This is a genomic window from Streptomyces qaidamensis (genome assembly GCF_001611795.1).
GTDB classification, from domain to species: domain Bacteria; phylum Actinomycetota; class Actinomycetes; order Streptomycetales; family Streptomycetaceae; genus Streptomyces; species Streptomyces qaidamensis.
The window spans coordinates 1,994,970-2,013,210 of record NZ_CP015098.1; the positions used below are offsets into that span (position 1 = coordinate 1,994,970).

The 18,241-nt window shown below is 71.6% G+C and carries 19 protein-coding genes; 9 read left to right on the top strand and 10 right to left on the bottom strand.

The genetic code is table 11. The annotated features are described in order from the left end of the window. Positions 1-84: 84 nt before the first annotated feature. Together A4E84_RS08695 and A4E84_RS08700 are read left to right on the top strand one after the other, a co-directional pair. On the top strand, positions 85-480 hold the full coding sequence (locus A4E84_RS08695) for a hypothetical protein (RefSeq protein WP_062925980.1): 396 nt from the start codon (positions 85-87) through the stop codon (positions 478-480). Positions 481-560: 80 nt separating this feature from the next. After that, positions 561-1,337 (top strand): DUF72 domain-containing protein, encoded by a 777-nt coding sequence (locus A4E84_RS08700; protein ID WP_062925981.1) that lies wholly within the window; start codon positions 561-563, stop codon positions 1,335-1,337. Between the two features lie 7 nt (positions 1,338-1,344). On the opposite strand, the gene A4E84_RS08705 is transcribed toward A4E84_RS08700, so the two are convergent. Beyond that, a complete protein-coding gene (locus tag A4E84_RS08705) occupies positions 1,345-1,713 on the bottom strand; it encodes a GntR family transcriptional regulator (RefSeq protein WP_062925982.1) in 369 nt (122 codons plus the stop codon). 71 nt (positions 1,714-1,784) lie between these two features. Here A4E84_RS08705 and A4E84_RS08710 point away from each other — a divergent pair, with 71 nt between their 5' ends. Then, on the top strand, positions 1,785-2,714 hold the full coding sequence (locus tag A4E84_RS08710) for a GNAT family N-acetyltransferase (protein ID WP_062925983.1): 930 nt from the start codon (positions 1,785-1,787) through the stop codon (positions 2,712-2,714). Continuing rightward, a complete protein-coding gene (locus tag A4E84_RS08715; protein WP_062925984.1) occupies positions 2,695-3,195 on the top strand; it encodes a ribonuclease FAU-1 family protein in 501 nt (166 codons plus the stop codon). The genes A4E84_RS08710 and A4E84_RS08715 overlap by 20 nt, the downstream gene beginning before the upstream one ends. Here the strand turns inward: A4E84_RS08715 and A4E84_RS08720 are convergent. Next, entirely contained in the window at positions 3,154-3,786 is a 633-nt protein-coding gene (locus A4E84_RS08720) for a class I SAM-dependent methyltransferase (RefSeq protein WP_079128910.1), read from the bottom strand. The two genes, A4E84_RS08715 and A4E84_RS08720, sit on opposite strands and share 42 nt — an antisense overlap. A 139-nt stretch (positions 3,787-3,925) precedes the next feature. Between A4E84_RS08720 and A4E84_RS45205 the strand changes: the two genes are divergently transcribed. Beyond that, positions 3,926-4,060, top strand: a complete 135-nt coding sequence (locus A4E84_RS45205; RefSeq protein ID WP_107308287.1) for a hypothetical protein — start codon at positions 3,926-3,928, stop codon at positions 4,058-4,060. Positions 4,061-4,090: 30 nt separating this feature from the next. On the opposite strand, the gene A4E84_RS08725 is transcribed toward A4E84_RS45205, so the two are convergent. Next, entirely contained in the window at positions 4,091-4,540 is a 450-nt protein-coding gene (locus tag A4E84_RS08725; RefSeq protein ID WP_062925986.1) for a GNAT family N-acetyltransferase, read from the bottom strand. A 181-nt stretch (positions 4,541-4,721) separates the two neighbouring features. Between A4E84_RS08725 and A4E84_RS08730 the strand changes: the two genes are divergently transcribed. Next, positions 4,722-5,720, top strand: coding sequence for a lytic polysaccharide monooxygenase (locus tag A4E84_RS08730; protein WP_062925987.1), 999 nt, complete (start codon positions 4,722-4,724; stop codon positions 5,718-5,720). A gap of 109 nt (positions 5,721-5,829) precedes the next feature. Here the strand turns inward: A4E84_RS08730 and A4E84_RS08735 are convergent, their stop codons facing one another. After that, entirely contained in the window at positions 5,830-6,690 is an 861-nt protein-coding gene (locus A4E84_RS08735) for an esterase/lipase family protein (RefSeq protein ID WP_062925988.1), read from the bottom strand. A 171-nt stretch (positions 6,691-6,861) separates the two neighbouring features. After that, the gene (locus tag A4E84_RS08740) at positions 6,862-7,308 is read right to left on the bottom strand and encodes a MarR family winged helix-turn-helix transcriptional regulator (protein ID WP_062925989.1); all 447 of its coding nucleotides are present in this window, start codon (positions 7,306-7,308) and stop codon (positions 6,862-6,864) included. Between the two features lie 79 nt (positions 7,309-7,387). On the opposite strand from A4E84_RS08740, the gene A4E84_RS08745 reads away from it, so the two are divergent. Continuing rightward, positions 7,388-7,762 carry a cupin domain-containing protein gene (locus A4E84_RS08745; RefSeq protein WP_062925990.1) on the top strand — a complete coding sequence of 125 codons (375 nt, stop codon included), beginning with the start codon at positions 7,388-7,390 and terminating at the stop codon, positions 7,760-7,762. Between the two features lie 16 nt (positions 7,763-7,778). Here the strand turns inward: A4E84_RS08745 and A4E84_RS08750 are convergent, their stop codons facing one another. Further along, on the bottom strand, positions 7,779-8,762 hold the full coding sequence (locus tag A4E84_RS08750; protein ID WP_062925991.1) for a DNA polymerase Y family protein: 984 nt from the start codon (positions 8,760-8,762) through the stop codon (positions 7,779-7,781). Next, the gene (locus A4E84_RS08755) at positions 8,759-12,253 is read right to left on the bottom strand and encodes a DNA polymerase III subunit alpha (protein ID WP_062925992.1); all 3,495 of its coding nucleotides are present in this window, start codon (positions 12,251-12,253) and stop codon (positions 8,759-8,761) included. Before A4E84_RS08755 ends, A4E84_RS08750 begins: the two co-directional genes overlap by 4 nt. A 154-nt stretch (positions 12,254-12,407) precedes the next feature. Between A4E84_RS08755 and A4E84_RS08760 the strand changes: the two genes are divergently transcribed. Next, a complete protein-coding gene (locus A4E84_RS08760; RefSeq protein WP_062925993.1) occupies positions 12,408-13,418 on the top strand; it encodes an ABC transporter permease family protein in 1,011 nt (336 codons plus the stop codon). Between the two features lie 271 nt (positions 13,419-13,689). On the opposite strand, the gene A4E84_RS08765 is transcribed toward A4E84_RS08760, so the two are convergent. The 3 genes from A4E84_RS08765 to A4E84_RS08775 all read right to left on the bottom strand — a co-directional run bounded on the left by A4E84_RS08765 (position 13,690) and on the right by A4E84_RS08775 (position 17,493). Beyond that, entirely contained in the window at positions 13,690-14,772 is a 1,083-nt protein-coding gene (locus A4E84_RS08765; protein ID WP_062925994.1) for a S1 family peptidase, read from the bottom strand. A 374-nt stretch (positions 14,773-15,146) separates the two neighbouring features. Continuing rightward, entirely contained in the window at positions 15,147-16,052 is a 906-nt protein-coding gene (locus tag A4E84_RS08770; RefSeq protein WP_062925995.1) for a S1 family peptidase, read from the bottom strand. A 220-nt stretch (positions 16,053-16,272) separates the two neighbouring features. Next, positions 16,273-17,493: a DUF5685 family protein gene (locus A4E84_RS08775; protein WP_179955391.1), complete on the bottom strand. Its 1,221-nt coding sequence runs from the start codon at positions 17,491-17,493 to the stop codon at positions 16,273-16,275. Positions 17,494-17,782: 289 nt separating this feature from the next. Here A4E84_RS08775 and A4E84_RS08780 point away from each other — a divergent pair, with 289 nt between their 5' ends. Continuing rightward, the gene (locus A4E84_RS08780; RefSeq protein WP_062925997.1) at positions 17,783-18,223 is read left to right on the top strand and encodes a cell division protein SepF; all 441 of its coding nucleotides are present in this window, start codon (positions 17,783-17,785) and stop codon (positions 18,221-18,223) included. The last annotated feature ends 18 nt before the right edge of the window (positions 18,224-18,241 follow it).

Genomic DNA, 18,241 nt, shown 5'->3' on the forward strand with positions numbered 1-18,241 from the left:
CGCTTCTCACCTCCCTGTTACCCGGGCGTGCCAAGGTGTGCCGCGGAGCGACGCCGCGCTCCGCATGGACCAGGGAGGCCTCTGATGGCACACACGGCGCCCACCGTGTTCAGCGAACCCGCCCACCGCGTCGCACGGTGGGCCGTGCCCGTCGTGCTCGGTGTCGTCTACGGCAACTGGGTCGCGGTGAACCGGCGTCACGGCGGCCCGGTCACCGGAGCGGACGTGGCGTCGGGTGTGTGGAGCGCGCTCGCCTTCACGGCGCTCTGCATCGCCGTGGTCCAGATCGTCCGACGCCTCAGGCGCGACCTGCACGCCCTGCACGCCCTGCTGCGGGCCGCCTTCGCCGGTGTCGCCCTGGGCTTCCTCTACAGCCAGACCGGCGACGACATCCGGCCCGTGGTCATCACGGCGCTGCTGGTCACGGCAGCGCTCTTCCTGCTGCTGTTCTACCGCTTCCACACGCGCGCCGACGCGTAGCGGGTCCGGCGGACCAGGACGCCACGGCCGCCACGGCCGCCGCGGCCGCCCTCCGGGGCCTGCGGTGCTTTGATAGGGATATGACCCTGTTCGTCGGCACGTCCGGGTGGCAGTACAAGGACTGGCGGGACGTCCTGTACCCGTCCGGGCTGCCGATGCGGCTCTGGCTGGAGGAGTACGCGGGGCACTTCGCCACCGTCGAGATCAACAACGCCTTCTACCGGCTGCCGGCCCGGGAGACCTTCGCGGACTGGCGGCGGCGGGTGCCCGGGGACTTCGTCGTCGCCGTCAAGGCGAGCCGCTATCTGACCCACATCAAGCGGCTCAAGGACCCCGAGGAGCCGGTGCACCGCCTGATGAGCCACGCGGCGGGGCTCGGCGACCGTCTCGGCCCGGTCCTGCTCCAGCTCCCGCCCACCCTGCGCGCCGACCCGGGCCTACTGGACGCGTGCCTGGCCTGCTTCCCGGCCCGGACCCGGGTCGCGGTCGAGCCGCGCCATGACTCCTGGTGGACGCCGCAGGTCCGCCGCGTCCTGGAGTCCCGGCGCGCCGCCCTGTGCTGGGCCGACATCCTGGCCCGCCCGGCGACACCGCTGTGGCGCACCACCGACTGGGGCTACGTCCGCTTCCACCAGGGCCGCGCCCGGCCCTGGCCCCGCTACGGCCGTCGCTCGCTGGCCACCTGGCTCGACCGCATCGCCACGACCTGGCCCGGCGGCGAGGACGTCTACGCGTACTTCAACAACGACCCGGGCGGCGCGGCGGTGGAGGACGCGGTGGCGTTCGCACGGACGGGGAGGTCGGCGGGGCTGGACATCACGCGGACACCGGAGCGCCTGGCCCAGCGGTCCGGTTAGGACTCCCCTACTCCCCGTACGCCGCCCGCAGGGCGTCCCGTACCGCGGCGAGCGCGACGTCCTCGCCCAGCCCGAGTCTCCTGGCCCGCTCCACATAGGCCTGGGCGGCCGATGCCAGTTCGCGGTCCGCCGCCGAGCCGGCGGCGGCCACGAACGTGCCGTTGCGGCCCCGCGTCTCGATCACGCCGTCCGCCTCCAGCGCCCGGTACGCCTTGGCGACCGTGTTGGCGGCGAGTCCCAGCGACTCGGCCAGCCCCCGCACGGTCGGCAGCCGGTAGCCCACCGGCAGCGCACCTGACCGCGCCTGCTCTGAGATCCGCGCCCGCACCTGCTCGTACGGCGGGGCGCTGTCGTCGATGTCGATCTTCAAGGTCACAGCCCGATTGTCGCGCACCCGACGGAAAATGAGAGGCACCCAGGTCGGGTCCCCACGTAGCGTGCGTCCCCATGACCGTGATCGTGCGCGACCTGCGCCCCGACGTCCGAGCCGACGCCGAGGGGTTCTCCACCACCCGCCGCCTCGCCCTTCCGTACATGCTCTCCACGCCCGAGTCCGTGGTGCACACCCTGACGCACGCCCACCCGGACGCCCGCTTCGGGCAGCTCGTCGCCGAGGAAGACGGCGAGATCATCGGCACGGCCCAGGTCAGCGTCGCCCACGACAGCCCGGAACCCGGCCAGGGCTCCGCCAACATCTACGTGCGCCCCGGCCACACGGGGCGCGGCGCCGGGTCCCTCCTGCTGCGCACCGCCGAGGAGCGCCTGGGACGCCTGGGTGTCACCAAGCTGTTCACCTGGGTGCTGGACGAGCCGGGCAACCGCGCCTTCGCCGAGCGGCGCGGCTTCCGGGCCAGCCGTTCCGCCTGGTTCCTGCGCCTGGACCTGGCGGACGGTCCCCTGCCGCCCCGCCAGGACCTGCCGGCGGGCGTCGAGCTGCGCACGGCCGCCGACTTCGCGGACGATCCGCGTCCCGTGTTCGAACTGGACGCGGAGACCTCGTCGGACGAACCGAGCGACATCGACGTGGAGTTCACGGACTACGAGGCCTGGATCGAGGAGTCCTGGAAGCACCCGCTCCTGAACCGCGACCTGAGCACGATCGCGGTCGTCGACGGACGCCTCGCCGCCTTCACCGCGGCGTACACCGACGGCGGCTCCCGTTACGCCACCGCCATGACCGGAACCGCCCGCGCGTTCCGGGGCCGGGGCCTGGCGAAGCTCGCCAAGAACGACTCCCTGCACCGTGCCCGCGCCGCGGGGTACACGGAGGCGTTCACCGGCAACGACACCGGCAACGAGCCGATGATCGCCATCAACAAGTGGTTCGGCTACGAGACCTGCGCGAAGGAAGTACGGTATGTCCGCGAACTCGGCTGACCGGCTCCCGCTCCTGGACGTCGTGCTCGTCAAGGCGGGCCGTACGAAGATCCGTTACTCCGGCGAGCTGCTGTCGGACGACGGCACGCGGGTCGCGGTCCGCGCCCCGTGGGCGGGCTCCGGCGTCCGCGACTTCGGCTTCGTCCGCTTCGAGTCCGGGGACGTCTTCACGGAGTACTACTGGCGCGACCGGTGGTACGCGGTCAAAGAGGTCCGCTCCGCCACGGGCGCGCTGAAGGGCTGGTACTGCGACATCACCCGCCCCGCCGTGCGCTCCGGGTCGGAGCTGGTCGTGGAGGACCTGGATCTGGACCTGTGGCGCTCCGCGGACGGTACGGACGTACGGCGCCTGGACGAGGACGAGTTCGCCGAGAGCGGCCTCGCCGAGACGGACCCGGAGGCGGCGCGGGCCGCCCTGACCGCCCTCGACGAACTGGAGTCACTCGCCCGCGGCGGCGACTTCACCGCGCTCCTGGCCTGACGTCCGGACCTGGGCGATCGCCGCGTACCGCTCGTCCGTCACCTCCTTGCCCCACAGCGACGGATCGCCCGACAGCCGCTCCAGGCGCACCTGCCCGGCGATCGGGGCGAGGAGGCCGGTGAGCCGCTCCGCCGGTATGCCGACGGGGGCGGTGCTTCCCCACACGCCCTCGACCAGCACCAGCCGCCCGCCCGGCCGCAGCAGCCCGCACCAGTGCCTCAGGGCGCGGCCGGGGTCGGGCAGGGCCCACAGGACGTGCCGGACGAGCACGGCGTCGAAGCGCTGCTCCCCGACCGGCGGTGCCGCGGCGTCACCGACGAGGAACACCGCGTCACGCCCGGCGAGTTTCTCCCTGGCGAGCGTCACCATCGCCGCCGAGAGGTCCACGCCCGTCACCCGGTGTCCCTGCTCGGAGGCGAGGAGCGACAGGCTGCCGGTGCCGCACCCGAGGTCGAGGACGTCCCCCGCCCGGGCGGGCAGCCAGGCGCGCAGCCGCCCGGCCCAGGCCCGGCGCACCTCGGGATCACGCAGGCCGTGGTCCGGCTCCTCGTCGAAGGAGGCGGCCTCGGCGTCCCAGTCCACGTTCGTCATGGGCCCAAGAGTGACACCCGCCACTGACACACGAATCGTGACTGCCGCCACTGACAGACCAGGAGCGATGAGTAACCCTCCCCCGAAAGGTCTACCTCCGTGAGAGCGCGGAACCCGGTAGACCCTTAAGGAGGCAGCCATGCGCCGTGTGACCGTGCAGAAGCCCCTGAAGAAGACGGATGTCCGCCGGGTCCGCGACGAGGCCGACGAGCGCCCCGCCGGGCGCCCCGAGGTTCGCAAGGACATCGCCCGCACCTGGTGGCCGGACGCCTGAGCGGCCGGTGCCGGTCATGAGACGCACGCCTCAGAGCAGCCGCTTGCGGTAGTGGACGCGGTCGTAGGGCCCCTCCACGCGGCGTTCCACCAGTTCGTAGCCGTATCTCGGATAAATCCTCTGGTTCTCCCACATCAGCGCGTTCGTGCAGAGCCTGACCTCGGGCAGACCCAGCGCACGCGCGTGTGCGTCCACGAACCGGAGCAGCCGCCGCCCCACTCCCCCGCCGTGCGCGGTGGGGTGGACGGCGACGGTGTCGAGGAAGAGGTGGTCCGCGAACGCCTCGACCACGACGAGTCCGGTCACGGGATCGCCCGTCACGAACACCTTGCCCGCGGCCACGTTCGCCGCGTGGTCCTCCTCCATGGGCTGCGGCACGCGCCCGATGCGCTCGATGTAGGGGCGGAAGGCCGCGTCGATCACGTCCGCGACGACCGGTACGTCGGCGGCCCCGGCCGGCCGGATCTCCTCGTCTGCCATGCCGCGACGGTACCTACCTGATGCCAGTCCGAACACTCCCTTAAGCGGGCCATAAGGATCTCCTCCACCCGCCCTCAGCAGGCGATTTCACGGTTCTCAGGGGCTAGCTTCGGAGCACCCCACGGGATCCGGCCCACCCGGGCCCGGACCTGTCCCACGCACCGCTTCGAGGAGTTCCCGCATGCCCGCACGCCGCACAGCAGCCGCCGTCGCCGCTCTCGGCAGCCTCCCGCTCGCCGTGACCGCGCTGACCGCCGCCCCGGCCGCCGCGCACGGTTCGATGGGCGACCCGGTCAGCCGCGTCTCGCAGTGCTACGCCGAGGGCCCCGAGAGCCCGAGGTCGGCCGCGTGCAAGGCGGCGGTCGCGGCGGGCGGCACCCAGGCCCTCTACGACTGGAACGGCATACGCATCGGCGACGCGGGCGGCCGGCACCAGCGGCTCATACCGGACGGCAAGCTCTGCAGCGCGAACAACGAGCAGTTCAAGGGCCTCGACCTGGCCCGCGCCGACTGGCCCGCGACCAGCGTGAGCAGCGGCTCGCACACCTTCAGGTACCGGGTGACGGCCCCTCACAAGGGCACGTTCAAGGTGTACATCACCAAGCCCGGCTACGACCCGGCCAAGCCGCTCGCCTGGAAGGACCTGGATCTCGCGAACCCGGTCGCGACGTCCACCGACCCGGCCGCCACCGGCGACTTCTACACCTTCTCCGGCAGCCTGCCCCAGCGCTCCGGCAAGCACCTGCTGTACGCGATCTGGCAGCGGTCGGACAGCCCGGAGGCGTTCTACTCCTGCTCGGACGTCAGCTTCGGCGGCGGTGGCGGCGCGGCGGGAGGCGCGGCCCCGGCCCCGACCGCCTCCGCTCCGACCAAGAAGCAGATCGAGGAGGGCAACGACAAGTCCACGATCGAGCACCACGGGCACGGCGACAACGACCCCAGCACCTCGGCGGAGCCGGCCGCGGCCCCGAAGAGCACGGCGGACCGGCCGAAGGCCGCCGCAGCCGCGCCCAACCAGCCGAAGGCGGCCGGTGCCACCGGGAACCTCGCCGAGACCGGCGGCGACAGCAGCACCACGTACCTCGCGATCGGCGGCGCGGCCACACTGGTGCTCGGCTCCTCGGCCCTGTTCCTGTCGGCCCGGCGCCGGACGGTGAGCGGCGGGCGGCAGGGCGGCTGACCCCCATCGCCCCTGACCCGGGGCCTGTCCGGCGGCTCAGGCCGGACAGGCCCCGAAACGTTTCCCTTGCACGTGCCGACGGGGGACACGCAGCAACGGGTGACACGTGTCATTCGAAAGCCGAAGCGCAGGTGGTGGGCCTGGCCCGCGCCGGATCCAGGGCGTTGGCCACCTCGTGGAAGGCGACCCGGTCGAGCAGCCCGACGACCACGTGCTCGGACAGGTCGACGGGGCACAGGTCCTGGAGCAGGACGTTGCGCACGCCGGGCCCGGTCAGATACTGGCTGCGCCACGGCGTGACGACCTCGTCGTACCGCGTGGCGATGACGGTGTAGCGCACGCCCGGCACGGTGTCGCCGCCCGCGTTGAGCTTGGTGAGGAAGGCGGAGCCGGTGACCTGGTCGGCGAGGGCGGGGGTGTTCTTCGCCAACAGGTCCGCGGCGCCCGGGAAGTACGGCAGCAGGTGGGTGAAACCGTTCAAGTCGGTGCCGTGGTTGCTGGGCGCGATGCCGACCAGGGCGTTCACCTGGGCGGCTCCGCCGAGGAACTTCAGGTAGTAGCGGGGCATCATGCCGCCCTGTGAGTGTCCGACGACGTCGGTCTCGGCGGCGCCGGTGGCCGCGAGCACCTTGTCGACGAAGTCCTTCAGCTGTCCGGCGGACTTCTCGACGGGTCCGAGGCCGTGGAAGAAGGGGACGCCTTCCAGTTGCCCGTAGTCGAGGGAGAAGACGCAGTAGCCGCGGACCTTCAGGTAGGGGGCGAGGCCCAGCCAGTTGTCGACGGAGTTCCCGAGGGTGCCGTGGACCAGGACGACGGGGCGGGGGTGGGCGGCGGAGGGCTTGCAGGAGTAGTCGTTCCAGCCGGAGCTCGGGGCGCCGGCGGCCTGGGCGGTGGTGGCGGGGACGGTGACGGCCGCGGCGGTCAGCAGCAGCGCGGCCAGGGGTCTGAGCACTCGTTTCCAGGGCAGCATCGGGTGATCTCCTTGCGGCTCAAGGGAGGTGCGACGGCACTAGGCCCTGTGATCCGGATCACGAGGATGCTGTTCACTCGTCAAGTTACGGGCGAGTAGTCAAACTGGGAAGTTACGCGTCAGTAAAAACTTGCAGCGGTAACCGGCGCCCCGGCCGCGGCTGAAACCCCCTCACCAGGCGGGCCGAACGGGCCCGTCCGGAGCGATCCGCAGCAACTGCCGCCCCAGCGACCGCATCTCCCGGTCCCCCAGCAGCTCCCCCCACTCCCGAACTGCTTCCGCGGCCGCCTCCTCCGCGGCACGCGTGCATCCCCACCCCCGCTCGGTCAGCACGACCAGACGCGCCCGGGCGTCCTCGGGATGCGGCCGCCGCTCGGCGTACCCCTTGCGCACCAGCTCGTCGACGAGCTGGCTCGCGGCCTGCTTGGTCACCCCGAGATGGACGGCGAGGTCGGTGACCGTCGCGCCGTCCGGGGCGAGCCGGGCGAAGGCGAAGCCGTGCGCGGGCCGCACCCCTTCGAAGCCGCGGGCGAGCACGCCCTCGTTGATGCGGTGCGTGAGCCCGCCGGCGACGGCGAGCAGGGCGGCGGACAGGGCCATGGCCTCGGAGTTCTGCACGCATGCATTGAAACACCCTTGACGCATTGGTCAAGCTGCTTGACCATATAGTCAAGCAGCTTGACCAACTGGAGGCCGTATGCCCATCGTCCGATCGTCCGAAGCCGTCACCCACGAGATCCACGGCGCCCGATTCGTCTCGTACGCCACCCCGAACAGCGGCAGCAAGGAGCTGTGCGCCTGGCGCGGCGAGATCCCCTCCGGCCTCAAGGCACCCGCGCACACGGTCAGCCGGGAGGAGATCTTCCATCTGCTCGACGGCGAACTGCTGATCACCCTCGACGGCCGCACCGAGCGGATCGCCGCGGGCGACACGGTGATCATCAACCCCGGTGCCACCCTGACCGTCGAGAACCCGACCGACCGGACCGCGTACTCCTGGGTCACCACCTCGATCGGCCTGGAGGCACGGCTGGCCGACGGCACCCGCATCGCGCCCCCGTGGGCCAACTGACCTCAGGCGGAGGGCTCTACGCCGCCGCCCCGCCCAACCCCCCGGGCATCACCGCCCTCGGCCCGAACTTCGCTCGCGCGCGGTCCGCGACCTCCTCGATGCGGCGGACCTTCTCGTCCACCGGGTCGAAGGTCAGCTGGTGGGAGGCCCGGTCGGCGGGGTCGAGCCCCTCGGCGCGCAGGGTGATCGCCCGCACCCGGGCCCGCTGCAGCCCGAGCGCCTCGTACATGCCGTACGCGGCCCTGGTCAGCGCCGGGGAGTGCGCGGTCGGCTCGGTCAGGGCGCGGCTGCGGGTGGTGGCGGACCGGTCGGCGTAGCGCACGGTGAGGGTGAGCGTGCGGCAGACCTTCTCCAGGGCGCGCAGCCGGGCGCCGATCTCCTCGGCGGCCGACAGCAGCGCCCGGCGGTGCCGGTCGGGGTCCAGTTCGTCGCGCCCGAAGGGGCGTTCCGTCGCGAGGGACCGGGAGACGGCGTTCGGTACGACCCGGCCGCGGTCGACGCCGTTCGCCTTCTCGCGCAGCTCGCGGCCGGCCTTCGCACCGATCAGCCGCTGGAGCGTGGACAGCGGTGCGGCGGCGACCCGGCCGAGGGTGTCGAGGCCGTAGTCGCCCAGCGTGCGGGCGGTCGCGGCGCCCACACCGGGCAGCGCGGCGACGGGCTTGTCCGCGAGGAACTCCGCGATGGCGTCCGGTTCGCCGGGCACCGCACACGTCACCCCGGGCACGGCGTCGCGCAGCGCGATCCGGGCCAGCATCGGGCCGGGCCCGGCCCCGATCACGCAGTCGACGCCGTGGAGCGCGAGCGACCGCACCCGGATCACCGAGGCCAGCTCGACGGCGTCCCGCCCGAAGTACCGCTCGGCGCCGCGCAGGTCGGCCAGCGCCCCGTCCGGCGGCAGGGCCTGGACGACGGGGGTGAACTCCTCCAGCATCCCGAGCAGGTGGGGCAGATCCGCCTCGCTCGTCGGAGGCAGCTGGAAACGTACGCAGAGGATGGTCATCCCGCACTCCCCGGACTCTGGTGCCACAACTTTCTTCCGACCGCCGCGGGCCCTTCCCCCGCGGGACGCAGATCGGCCCAGGGGTGCATCTCGTACCCCGTGGCCATGCGGATCTTCCGCTGCTCCATCGGGTCCTGGGCCGCGGAACCCGTCGGCGCGGGCGCCCCTTCCGAGCCGGCGAGCCGCCGGCGCGCCGCCCCGTCACCGTCGTCGCCGGAACCACCGGGATCACCGCCACCGGCCAGCCGGGCCGCGACTCCCTCCAGCCCCTCCTCCCGGCGCACGTCCAGCAGGTCCGCGAGGTTCCAGGCGGCGGCGCCCACCACGCTGAGGCTGCGCGGGCCGCGGCGCTGCACCACGCCGCGCACCAGCAGCAGCCAGGAGTGGAAGACGGTGTGGGCGCAGGCGTCGTGGGAGTCGTCGAAGAAGGCGAGGTCGACCAGGCCCGTGCCGTCGTCCAGAGTGGAGAAGATGACGCGTTTGCCGGACCGGATCGGCGGCGTCTGCGTGGCCGCCTTGGCGCCCGCGACCAGCACCGTCTCCCCGTGCCTGGCCTCGCGCAGCCGCCGCGCCGACACCACGCCGAGTTCGTCGAGGAACGTCCGGTGATCGTCCATCAGGTTCCGCGAGGCGTCCATGGACAGTACGCCCAGCTCGGCGCTGAGCCGCTCCGAGGAGGTGAGGTCGGGCAGTCCGGCCGGTGCGGTCTCGCGCCCCCCGGCCAGGGGGAGCTGGCCGCCGCCCCCGCCCCGGGCGCCCCGGTGCAGCTCGGTCAGATGCAGTTGCAGATCGCGGCGGTTGGCGCCGAACGCGTCCAGCGCCCCCACTTGTGCGAGCCGCTGGGCCAGCGGACGGCTGGGCCGGCCCCGCTCCCAGAAGTCGACCAGCGAGGCGTACGGCTGCCCCTCGGCGATCCGCGCCGCCTCGGCCTCGCTGATGCCGTGCACATCGGAGAGGGCCAGCCTCAGCCCCCATTTACCGGACACCAGTTCGATACGGTGTGCGACCCCCGACGCGTTGACGTCCAACGGCAGCACCGGCACCCCCCGTCGCCGCGCGTCCGCCAGCAGCAGCCGCTTCGGGTACATGCCGGGGTCGTGCGTGAGCAAGCCCGCGTAGAAGGCGGCCGGGTGATGCGTTTTCAGCCACGCCGACTGGTACGTCGGCACGGCGAAGGCGACCGCGTGCGCCTTGCAGAAGCCGTAGGACCCGAAGGCCTCGACGATCTCCCAGGTCCGCTGAATCGTTTCCGCGTCATAGCCGTTCACCGCCGCGTGCTGCGCGAACCACACCTTGATCCGCTCCTGCGACTCCGGATCCGACAGCCCGCGCCGCACCCGGTCGGCCTCGCCGCGACCGCAGCCGGTCATGATGTCGACGATGTCGATGATCTGCTCGTGGAAGACGACGACCCCGTAGGTCTCCTTCAGCGGCCCCTCCAGGTCGGGGTGCGGATACCGGATCGGCGCCCGCCCGTGCCGTGCCTCGATGAACGGCCGCACCATGTCGGCGGCGACCGGCCCGGGCCGGAACAGCGAGATGTCGACGACGAGGTCGTGGAACGTGGCCGGCTGGAGTCGCCCGACCAGATCCCGTTGCCCGGGCGACTCGATCTGGAAGCACCCGAGCGTCTCGGTGGACTGGATCAGCCGGTACGTCTGCGGATCCCCCGGCGGCAGGGCGTCCAGATCGACCCTCACCCCCGACACCCGCTCCACTTCCTCCACCGCGTGCGCCATGGCCGACTGCATCCGCACGCCCAGCACGTCGAGCTTCAGCAGCCCGAGGTCCTCGACGTCGTCCTTGTCGAACTGCGACATCGGAAAGCCCTCGCCGCTGGTCGGCATGACCGGCGTACGCGCCAGCAGGGAGGCGTCGGACAGCAGCACCCCGCACGGGTGCATGGCCACCCCGCGCGGCAGGGCGTCCAGCCCTTCGACCAGCTCCCACAGCTTCCCGTACTTCTCCTTCTCCCCGGCCAGCGCGCGCAGCTCGGGCAGCTCCTCCAGCGCCGCGCGGGCGTCCCGCGCCCGGATATGGGGAAAGGACTTGGCCACCCGGTCGATCTCGGCCGGGTCCATGGACAGGGCGGCCCCCACGTCCCGGATGGCGTGCCGCACGCGATACGTCTCCGGCATCGCGACCGTCGCGACCCGTTCGGTGCCGAACCGGTCGATGATCGCCCGGTAGACCTCCAGCCGCCGCGCGGACTCCACGTCGATGTCGATGTCGGGCAGCACGACCCGCTCCTTCGACAGGAACCGCTCCATCAGCAGCCGGTGCTCGATCGGATCGGCGTGCGCAATACCGAGCAGATGGTTGACGAGCGACCCGGCCCCGGACCCGCGGGCGGCGACCCGGACGCCCATCTTCCGTACGTCCTCCACCACCTGGGAGACGGTCAGGAAGTAGGAGGCGAAGCCGTGGTGGGCGATGATGTCCAGCTCGTGGTGCATCCGCTCCCAGTACTCCCGCCGCCGGTCGTATCCACGCAGCACCATCCCCGCCGCCGCCCGTGAGGCAAGGGTCCGCTGGGCGGTCCGGCGCCCGGCGCCGACCAGATGCGGCTCGGGGAAGTGGACGGTGCCGATCCCGAGATCGTCCTCGGGATCGACCAGGCACGCGGCGGCCGTGGCCTCCGTCTGCTCCACCAGCCGGTGAGCGGTCTCCCGCCGGAACCCCGCGGCCTCCACGACCCGCTCCGCCACAGCGAGCATGTCCCCGGCGCCCTTGAGCCAGGCCTCACCGGAGTCCAGCCCCTTGGCCGGGTCGATGGGCACCAGCAGCCGGGCGGCGTCCAGAACATCGGCGACCGGCCCGAGACCCGGGTCGGCGTACCGCGCCGCGTTGGTGAGCACGGGCCGGATCCGCTGCTCGGCGGCGAACCCGACGGTCCGGGCAGCCAGCCGCAGCGACCCCGGCCCGGTACCCTCCCGGCCGTGCCAGACGGCTTCCAGCCGCAGGGCGTCGCCGTAGACGTCACGCCAGGGCGCGAGCAGTCGCGCCGCACGGTCGGGCCGGCCCGCGGCCAGGGCGCGCCCGACGTCCGATCCGGGCCCGAGCAGCACGGTCAGCCCCTCGGCGTGGTTGCGCTCCCAGGGCAGCAGGGGCGTCCCCTCCCCCTCATGGGCAGCCGAGACGATCCGGCACAGGTCCGCCCACCCCCGGGCGCCGTCCCGGGCGAGAAAGGTCGCACGGGGAGCCGACTCGTCAACGAAGGCACCACCCCGCACCGGGGTCCGGCGCCGCCCCCGCCGCTCGGCCCCGGGCTCCGCACCCGCCACGGCCAGATCTGCCCCGAACAGCGGCCGGACCCCCGCCTTCCCACAGGCCTTCGAGAACCGGACAGCACCGGCGAGCGTGTCGCGATCGGTCAGCGCCAGGGCGTCCATGCCCCGCTCGGAGGCACGCTCGGCCAGCCGCTCCGGGTGCGAGGCTCCATAGCGCAACGAGAATCCGGAGACGGTGTGCAGATGCGTGAACCCCGGCACACGCACCTCCCGCACTTGTGAGCCACACCAGCTCTCGAACATCTGTTCCCAGCTACCTCACCCCCACCATACCTCCATCCTCGAATGTATGTGCGACATCCGTTCGGCCCTGCCCCACCTGCGGAAACACCCCAACCCCCCCGACCGTGGAGGCATGCCGCACAGCTCGTTCCGCACGGAGGTGAGAGACGCCGTCACGCCGCGGGCCACCCTGCTCATCGTCGGCGTGATCGCGCTCCAGCTGCTGTTCATCGCCTCGTACGTGGGAGCACTGCACGATCCGAAACCCAAGGACGTGCCCTTCGGCGTGGTCGCCCCACAGGCCGCCGCGGGCCAGGCGGTCACCCGGCTGGAACGGCTGCCCGGCTCACCCCTGGACCCCCGCGCCCTGCCCGACGAGGCCACGGCCCGGTCCCAGCTCACCCACCGCGACATCGACGCGGCCCTGATCATCGACCCCGGAGGCAGCACCGACACCCTCCTGGTCGCCTCCGGGGGCGGCAGGATCCTCTCCACCACGCTGACGGCCCTGGTCACCAACCTGGAGAAGTCCGAGCGGCGCACCATCCGAACGGTCGACGTGATCCCGTCCGCACCCCACGACCCCAACGGACTGTCGTCCTTCTACCTTGTGATCGGCTGGTGCGTGGGCGGCTACCTGGGCGCCGCGGCCCTGGCCATCAGCGCCGGGGCGAAACCCTCCAGCCCTTCCCGCGCCGCGATCCGGCTGGCGGTCATGGCCCTGGTCGCCCTCACCGGCGGTCTCGGCGGAGCCCTCATCGCCGGCCCGGCCCTGGACGCCCTGCCGGGCAGCACCGCGGCCCTCTGGGGCCTGGGGACCCTGATCATCTTCGCCGTGGGCGCGGCCACCCTCGCTCTGCAGGGCCTCTTCGGCACGATCGGCATCGGCCTGGTCATCCTGCTGGTGGTCATCCTCGGCAACCCCAGCGCGGGCGGCGCGTTGCCTCCACCCCTCCTCCCACCCTTCTGGAAGGCCATCGGCCCGGCCCTGCCCCCGGGCGCCGGCACCTGGTCGACCCGCTCCATCGCCTACTTCGACAACAACGCGATGACGACGCCACTCCTGGTCCTGTCGGCGTGGGCGGTGGCGGGAGCCGCGATCACCATGGCGGCGGCACGAAGACGCGCGACCGCAACGCCGTAGCCACAGACGGCCCGCACCCGCGTACGGCGAGAAGGGCCGTGCCGGGGAGTGTCCGCCCGCAGCGGTTGGCGCGGCAGCGGACAGTCAGCCGGTACGCGACCCCATCGCGCCGTTCCGAGGACGGACACCCCCCGGCGCGGCCCCGACCCACCACCCGGCATCACGCGAACCCTGACGAAAGCCATATACGACAGAAGCCGGACGGAAGCCGCACACGACAGACGAAAGTCCCGCCCCTCGCACAAGGGGCGGGACTTCACACACTCAGACGTCAGCCGATCTGCGTCCCGGTAGCCGACAGGGCCTCGGTCACCGGCTGGAAGAACGTCTCCCCGCCCGAGGTGCAGTCACCGCTGCCGCCGGACGTGAGCCCGACCGCCTTGTCGCCCGAGAAAAGCGAGCCGCCACTGTCACCCGGCTCCGCGCACACGTCGGTCTGGATCAGCCCGTTCACGATGTCGCCGTTGCCGTAGTTCACCGTGGCGTCCAGCCCGGTGACCTTGCCCTCGTGCACCTGCGTGGTCGACCCGCTCCGGGTGACCGCCATGCCGACGGTCGCGTCCGCGGCGCCCGAGATCTTCTGGGTGGAGCCGTTGTAGAGGTTCACCTCACTCGGGTGAGCGACCTCCGCGGTGTACTTGACCAGCCCGTAGTCGTTGTCCGGGAAGCTGGAGTCCGTGTTCGTGCCGATCTCCTTGCCGCTGGAGTCCGACCACGTGGAGATGCCCTCGGTGCAGTGACCGGCGGTCAGGAAGAACGGCTCGCCGCCCTTGACCACGTTGAAGCCCAGCGAGCAGCGCCCGCTGCCGCCGGTGATCGCGTCACCACCGGCGATGAAGGGCCTGTACTCCCCCTTCGACCGCTTCAGTTCGGCCTTCGCCCCGAGCCCGTCCACGACCTTCGTCAGCTTCGCCCACTCGGCCTCGGAGACCGTACGGTCGGCGGTCACCACGACCTTGTTGGTGGTCGGGTCGGTCACCCAGGCGGTACCCGGGATCGTCGCGTCCTGCTTCAGCGTGCTGCGAGCGCTCTTGAGTTCGGCGAGGGAGTTCGCCACGACTCTCGCCTTGGCTCCGGCCTTCTCGACGGCCTGCGCGGCGGCCTCGTCGAGCACGTTCACCACGAGAGCCTTGCTCTTCGCGTCGTAGTACGTCCCGGCCGCGTCGCCGCCCAGGTCCTCGGCCAGCGTCGAGGCGAGCTTTCCGGCCGCGGAGACCGACAGGGTCCGGGGTGCGGACGCCTCAGGGGTCTCACTGGCGTTCGCGGTCTGGAACGTCACTCCCGCGGCGACCAGCGCGGCGATGCCCGCGCCTGCCACGGCTGCACGCCGCTTGGGTATGCGTCGGTGCTTCAACTTCTGTCCTCCTGTGGGGGGTCGGCACGAGAGGTTGTGGGGACCTCACGAGCCGGAAGGCTTCGTTGACGAGCGCCCACTATTCCGAGGACAACGGGGAGCACACAAGGGTGAGTTCGAGACGCGCGTAGACAGCGCTTCGTACGCCCCCCCATTTTGACCGTCCACGATCAAATCGGACCAACTCCCGCGCATTCACACTGCAAACATTACGGGTGAGTAATGTGCGCCCACTCTGCGAGGTCTGCCCATGGCTGAATTTCGCCCTTCAAATCCCGGTTACGGAAGGCGGTCCACACCCAGCAGGAAGCCCCCGCACGCGGTGCGTGCGGGGGCCGTGAAGTGCTGCAGTGCTGCGAACTGCCGCCGGGGGCCTAGTAGACGCTGACGCCGTAGGCGCTCAGAGCCTCCGTGACGGGCTGGAAGAACGTCGTGCCACCGGAGGAGCAGTTGCCGCTGCCGCCGGAGGTGAGGCCGTAGGCGACACCGTTGCTGCCGTAGAGCGAACCGCCGGAGTCACCGGGCTCGGCACAGACGGTGGTCTGGATCAGGCCGGAGACGATGTCGCCGCCACCGTAGTTGACGGTGGCGTTGAGGGCGGTGACACGGCCGCTGCGCGTACCGGTCGTGGATCCGTCACGGATGACGGTGGTGCCCACGCTCGGAGTGGCCGCACGCGTGATGTCCACGCCGTTGGCGGTGCCGGGGCGACTGACGGACCCGCTGTAGCGCACGAGGCCGTAGTCGTTGCCCGGGAAGCTGGAACCGGCGGTCGAGCCGATGACCGTGGTGCGGCCGGAGTTGGAGTACCAGGTGCCCGCGCCGTCGGTGCAGTGACCGGCGGTCAGGAAGTACTCGGTGCCGTTGCTGGCACGGACGTTGAAGCCGAGGGAGCAGCGCCAGCTACTCGCATAGATGGCGTCGCCGCCCTGGATGAGCTTGTTGAACTTGCCGGGGACGCGCTTGATCGTGAGCGCGTCGGCGTTGCCGCCGGCCTGCTGCTTGATCTTCGCTATCTCGGCCTGGGTGACCGTGCTGTCGACGGTCACGAGCACCCGGTCGGTCTTGCTGTCGACGGCCCAGGCGGTGCCCGGGATGTCGGCCTTCAGCAGCGAGCCGCTGGCGCTCTTGAGCTCGGCGGCGCTGAAGGTGCTGGGGGCGTCGGATGCGCTCGCGCTGGGGATCGCGATCGCTGCGGCGGCAACGAGGCCGGTGGAAACGGCGATCAGCCGGGTCCGTCTCGAAATGCCACTGCGGGGGGTGGTGCGCTTGATCCTCACTTTTCGTTCCTCCACAAAGGAAGTAGGGGGCCCTCGTGGGGTTTCGGGCCCGTGAGGCGCAGTCCGGGACCGGCGGGTTCGGATTCCGAACACGCCGTGCCCCTGACAAGCGCTGAGGGGGAGTATTCGGCCGAACGGCCGGTCGGCGCAAGAGTGCCTTTCGGACTTCAACCTTTGAGCGATCTTCAGAAGCCGCCCGGCCGTGGTCGGGTCAGCCGTCTCAGGGGCAGCAGCAATCGCACCCGTCGCAGTCGCAGTCCCGGCAGACACCCTCGCGCTTCTTACGGGACCACGGCCCCTCGTACTCCTTGGCACAGCACAGCTTGCAGGTGCAGCACAGGAGCCAGAACATCCCGCAGCCGGCCCAGAAACCACGCCGGCGGGGCGGCTGGGGCACCGGCGCACCACCGCCGAAACCGCCACCGCCGAAACCGTCACCGCCGTACGCGCCTCCCCCACCGGCGTACGGGTGCCCGCCGCCGCCCGCGTACGGGTGGTGCGGGGAGCCGTAGGGCCCCTGCGGCGGCTGCCCGTGGGGTCCCTGCTGTCCGTAGGGTCCGCCGCCCTGGTGGGAGGCGCACGCCGGCACCGTACCGAACGCCCGGTCCACTGAGCGGCGCAGTTCGTGCACGAGCAGCAGATGGACGAGCCGGGCGTCGGCGAACTCGGCGTCGCTCAGCGCCAGCCGCACCCCGTGCACCGCGTCGTCGGCGAGCCGCCTGGCCTCCGCCAGGGAGGTGCCGGTCGCGGCGATCGGGTTCCAGGCGCCTGACGCGGCGTCAGCGTGCAGGTCCTCCACGGCGTCCAGCAGGTGCGCGAGGCGCCCGAAGAGCCGTCCGGCCTCGGCGAGGGGCACGGCGTTGTGCGGCCGGCCGGCGAGGACCGCCGTGTGCGCGAAGGCCGCGGCGGTCGCGGTCTCGGTCGGTTCGGTGACGGTCAGGAGCGGCGTCCCGGGGCCGGCCAGCGCCTCGATCCCGGCCTGCCGGTCCACGGCGTCGACCAGGAGCGCGGTGTCGAATCCCACAGCGGTGCCGGTCCGGGCGCCCGCCGTGTCCCAGCTCGCGGCGACCCGGCGGGCCGCACGCGCCACCGGCCTGCGGGCCAACAGCCCGTCACCGTCCGTGACGTGGTCGCGGACCTTCGCCGAGGCCAGGACCAGGGAAACGGCCGCCGCGAGCCGGGCCCCCTCGCCGTGCGCGACGGAGGCGGTGCGCATGCCGCGCAGCGGGCACGGACCGGCCGTACGCCGACCGGTCCCGTCGCTCTCCGACTGAGCCTCCGTCAGAACCGAGACAAGCAGCCCGTCATAATTCGTGACTATCCGGGCGAACTGCCCGTGGTCACCCCGTAGGGCGAGGCAGAGCCCGCACAAATGCGCCATCCACTGGCTTGTGAGCTTCTCACCGAGCCGGTGCCTGCAGGGCCTGACGATTCCGAACACAACACTCCCCCGAGGTTCGTGACGACGTTGAGCTGCGGCATCGTATCGGCCCCGGCATTCACCCGTACGCCCCGGCGTCACTCGTATGCCGAGAAGAATCATATTTCACTCACAGTCAGCAGCCGTTTGGGAAACGGCCCTTGGGACACACGGACTCTCGACGGATTCGCTGTGCACCAGTACCGTCACAAACCCCCCGTGCGGCGTCTATCCACTTGGCGCGCCATCCGCATCATGGACGACCATAGGGATGCGGAAAGCAGAAAGACCGCTGTGAGAGGAGGCGTCCATGGGATCGGTACGCAAGGCAAGTGCCTGGCTTGGCCTCGTCGACGACAACGAAGACGAGCGTTACTACGACGACGACGACTACTCCGACGGGAACGAGCCCGGGGAGGTTTGGGTCACCGATCCGCGCGTCAAGGTGGCCTCGGACGTCGCCGAGGAGAAGGGCCGCCGCATCGGCACGGTGACCCCGGACAGCTTCCGGGACGCGCGCGCCATCGGCGAGCTGTTCCGTGAAGGCGTGCCGGTCATCATGAACCTCACGGCCATGGAGGCGTCCGACGCCAAGCGCGTGGTCGACTTCGCGGCCGGGCTGATCTTCGGCCTGCGCGGTTCGATCGAGAGAGTCTCGACCCGCGTGTTCCTGCTGACCCCCGCCAACACGGAGATCGTCAACGGCGACCCGGCCGGGCACCGGACGGACGGATTCTTCAACCAGAGCTGAGGCAGGGCCGCTCACCGG

Excerpts from the sequence above, each read along its gene's own strand:
- A4E84_RS08695 (WP_062925980.1), top strand. The coding sequence starts at position 85 with ATGGCACACACGGCGCCCACCGTGTTCAGCGAACCCGCCCACCGCGTC.
- A4E84_RS08700 (WP_062925981.1), top strand. The coding sequence starts at position 561 with ATGACCCTGTTCGTCGGCACGTCCGGGTGGCAGTACAAGGACTGGCGG.
- A4E84_RS08710 (WP_062925983.1), top strand. The coding sequence starts at position 1,785 with ATGACCGTGATCGTGCGCGACCTGCGCCCCGACGTCCGAGCCGACGCC.
- A4E84_RS08715 (WP_062925984.1), top strand. The coding sequence starts at position 2,695 with ATGTCCGCGAACTCGGCTGACCGGCTCCCGCTCCTGGACGTCGTGCTC.
- A4E84_RS08720 (WP_079128910.1), bottom strand. The coding sequence starts at position 3,786 with ATGACGAACGTGGACTGGGACGCCGAGGCCGCCTCCTTCGACGAGGAG.
- A4E84_RS45205 (WP_107308287.1), top strand. The coding sequence starts at position 3,926 with ATGCGCCGTGTGACCGTGCAGAAGCCCCTGAAGAAGACGGATGTCCGC.
- A4E84_RS08725 (WP_062925986.1), bottom strand. The coding sequence starts at position 4,540 with ATGGCAGACGAGGAGATCCGGCCGGCCGGGGCCGCCGACGTACCGGTC.
- A4E84_RS08730 (WP_062925987.1), top strand. The coding sequence starts at position 4,722 with ATGCCCGCACGCCGCACAGCAGCCGCCGTCGCCGCTCTCGGCAGCCTC.
- A4E84_RS08735 (WP_062925988.1), bottom strand. The coding sequence starts at position 6,690 with ATGCTGCCCTGGAAACGAGTGCTCAGACCCCTGGCCGCGCTGCTGCTG.
- A4E84_RS08745 (WP_062925990.1), top strand. The coding sequence starts at position 7,388 with ATGCCCATCGTCCGATCGTCCGAAGCCGTCACCCACGAGATCCACGGC.
- A4E84_RS08750 (WP_062925991.1), bottom strand. The coding sequence starts at position 8,762 with ATGACCATCCTCTGCGTACGTTTCCAGCTGCCTCCGACGAGCGAGGCG.
- A4E84_RS08760 (WP_062925993.1), top strand. The coding sequence starts at position 12,408 with ATGCCGCACAGCTCGTTCCGCACGGAGGTGAGAGACGCCGTCACGCCG.
- A4E84_RS08780 (WP_062925997.1), top strand. The coding sequence starts at position 17,783 with ATGGGATCGGTACGCAAGGCAAGTGCCTGGCTTGGCCTCGTCGACGAC.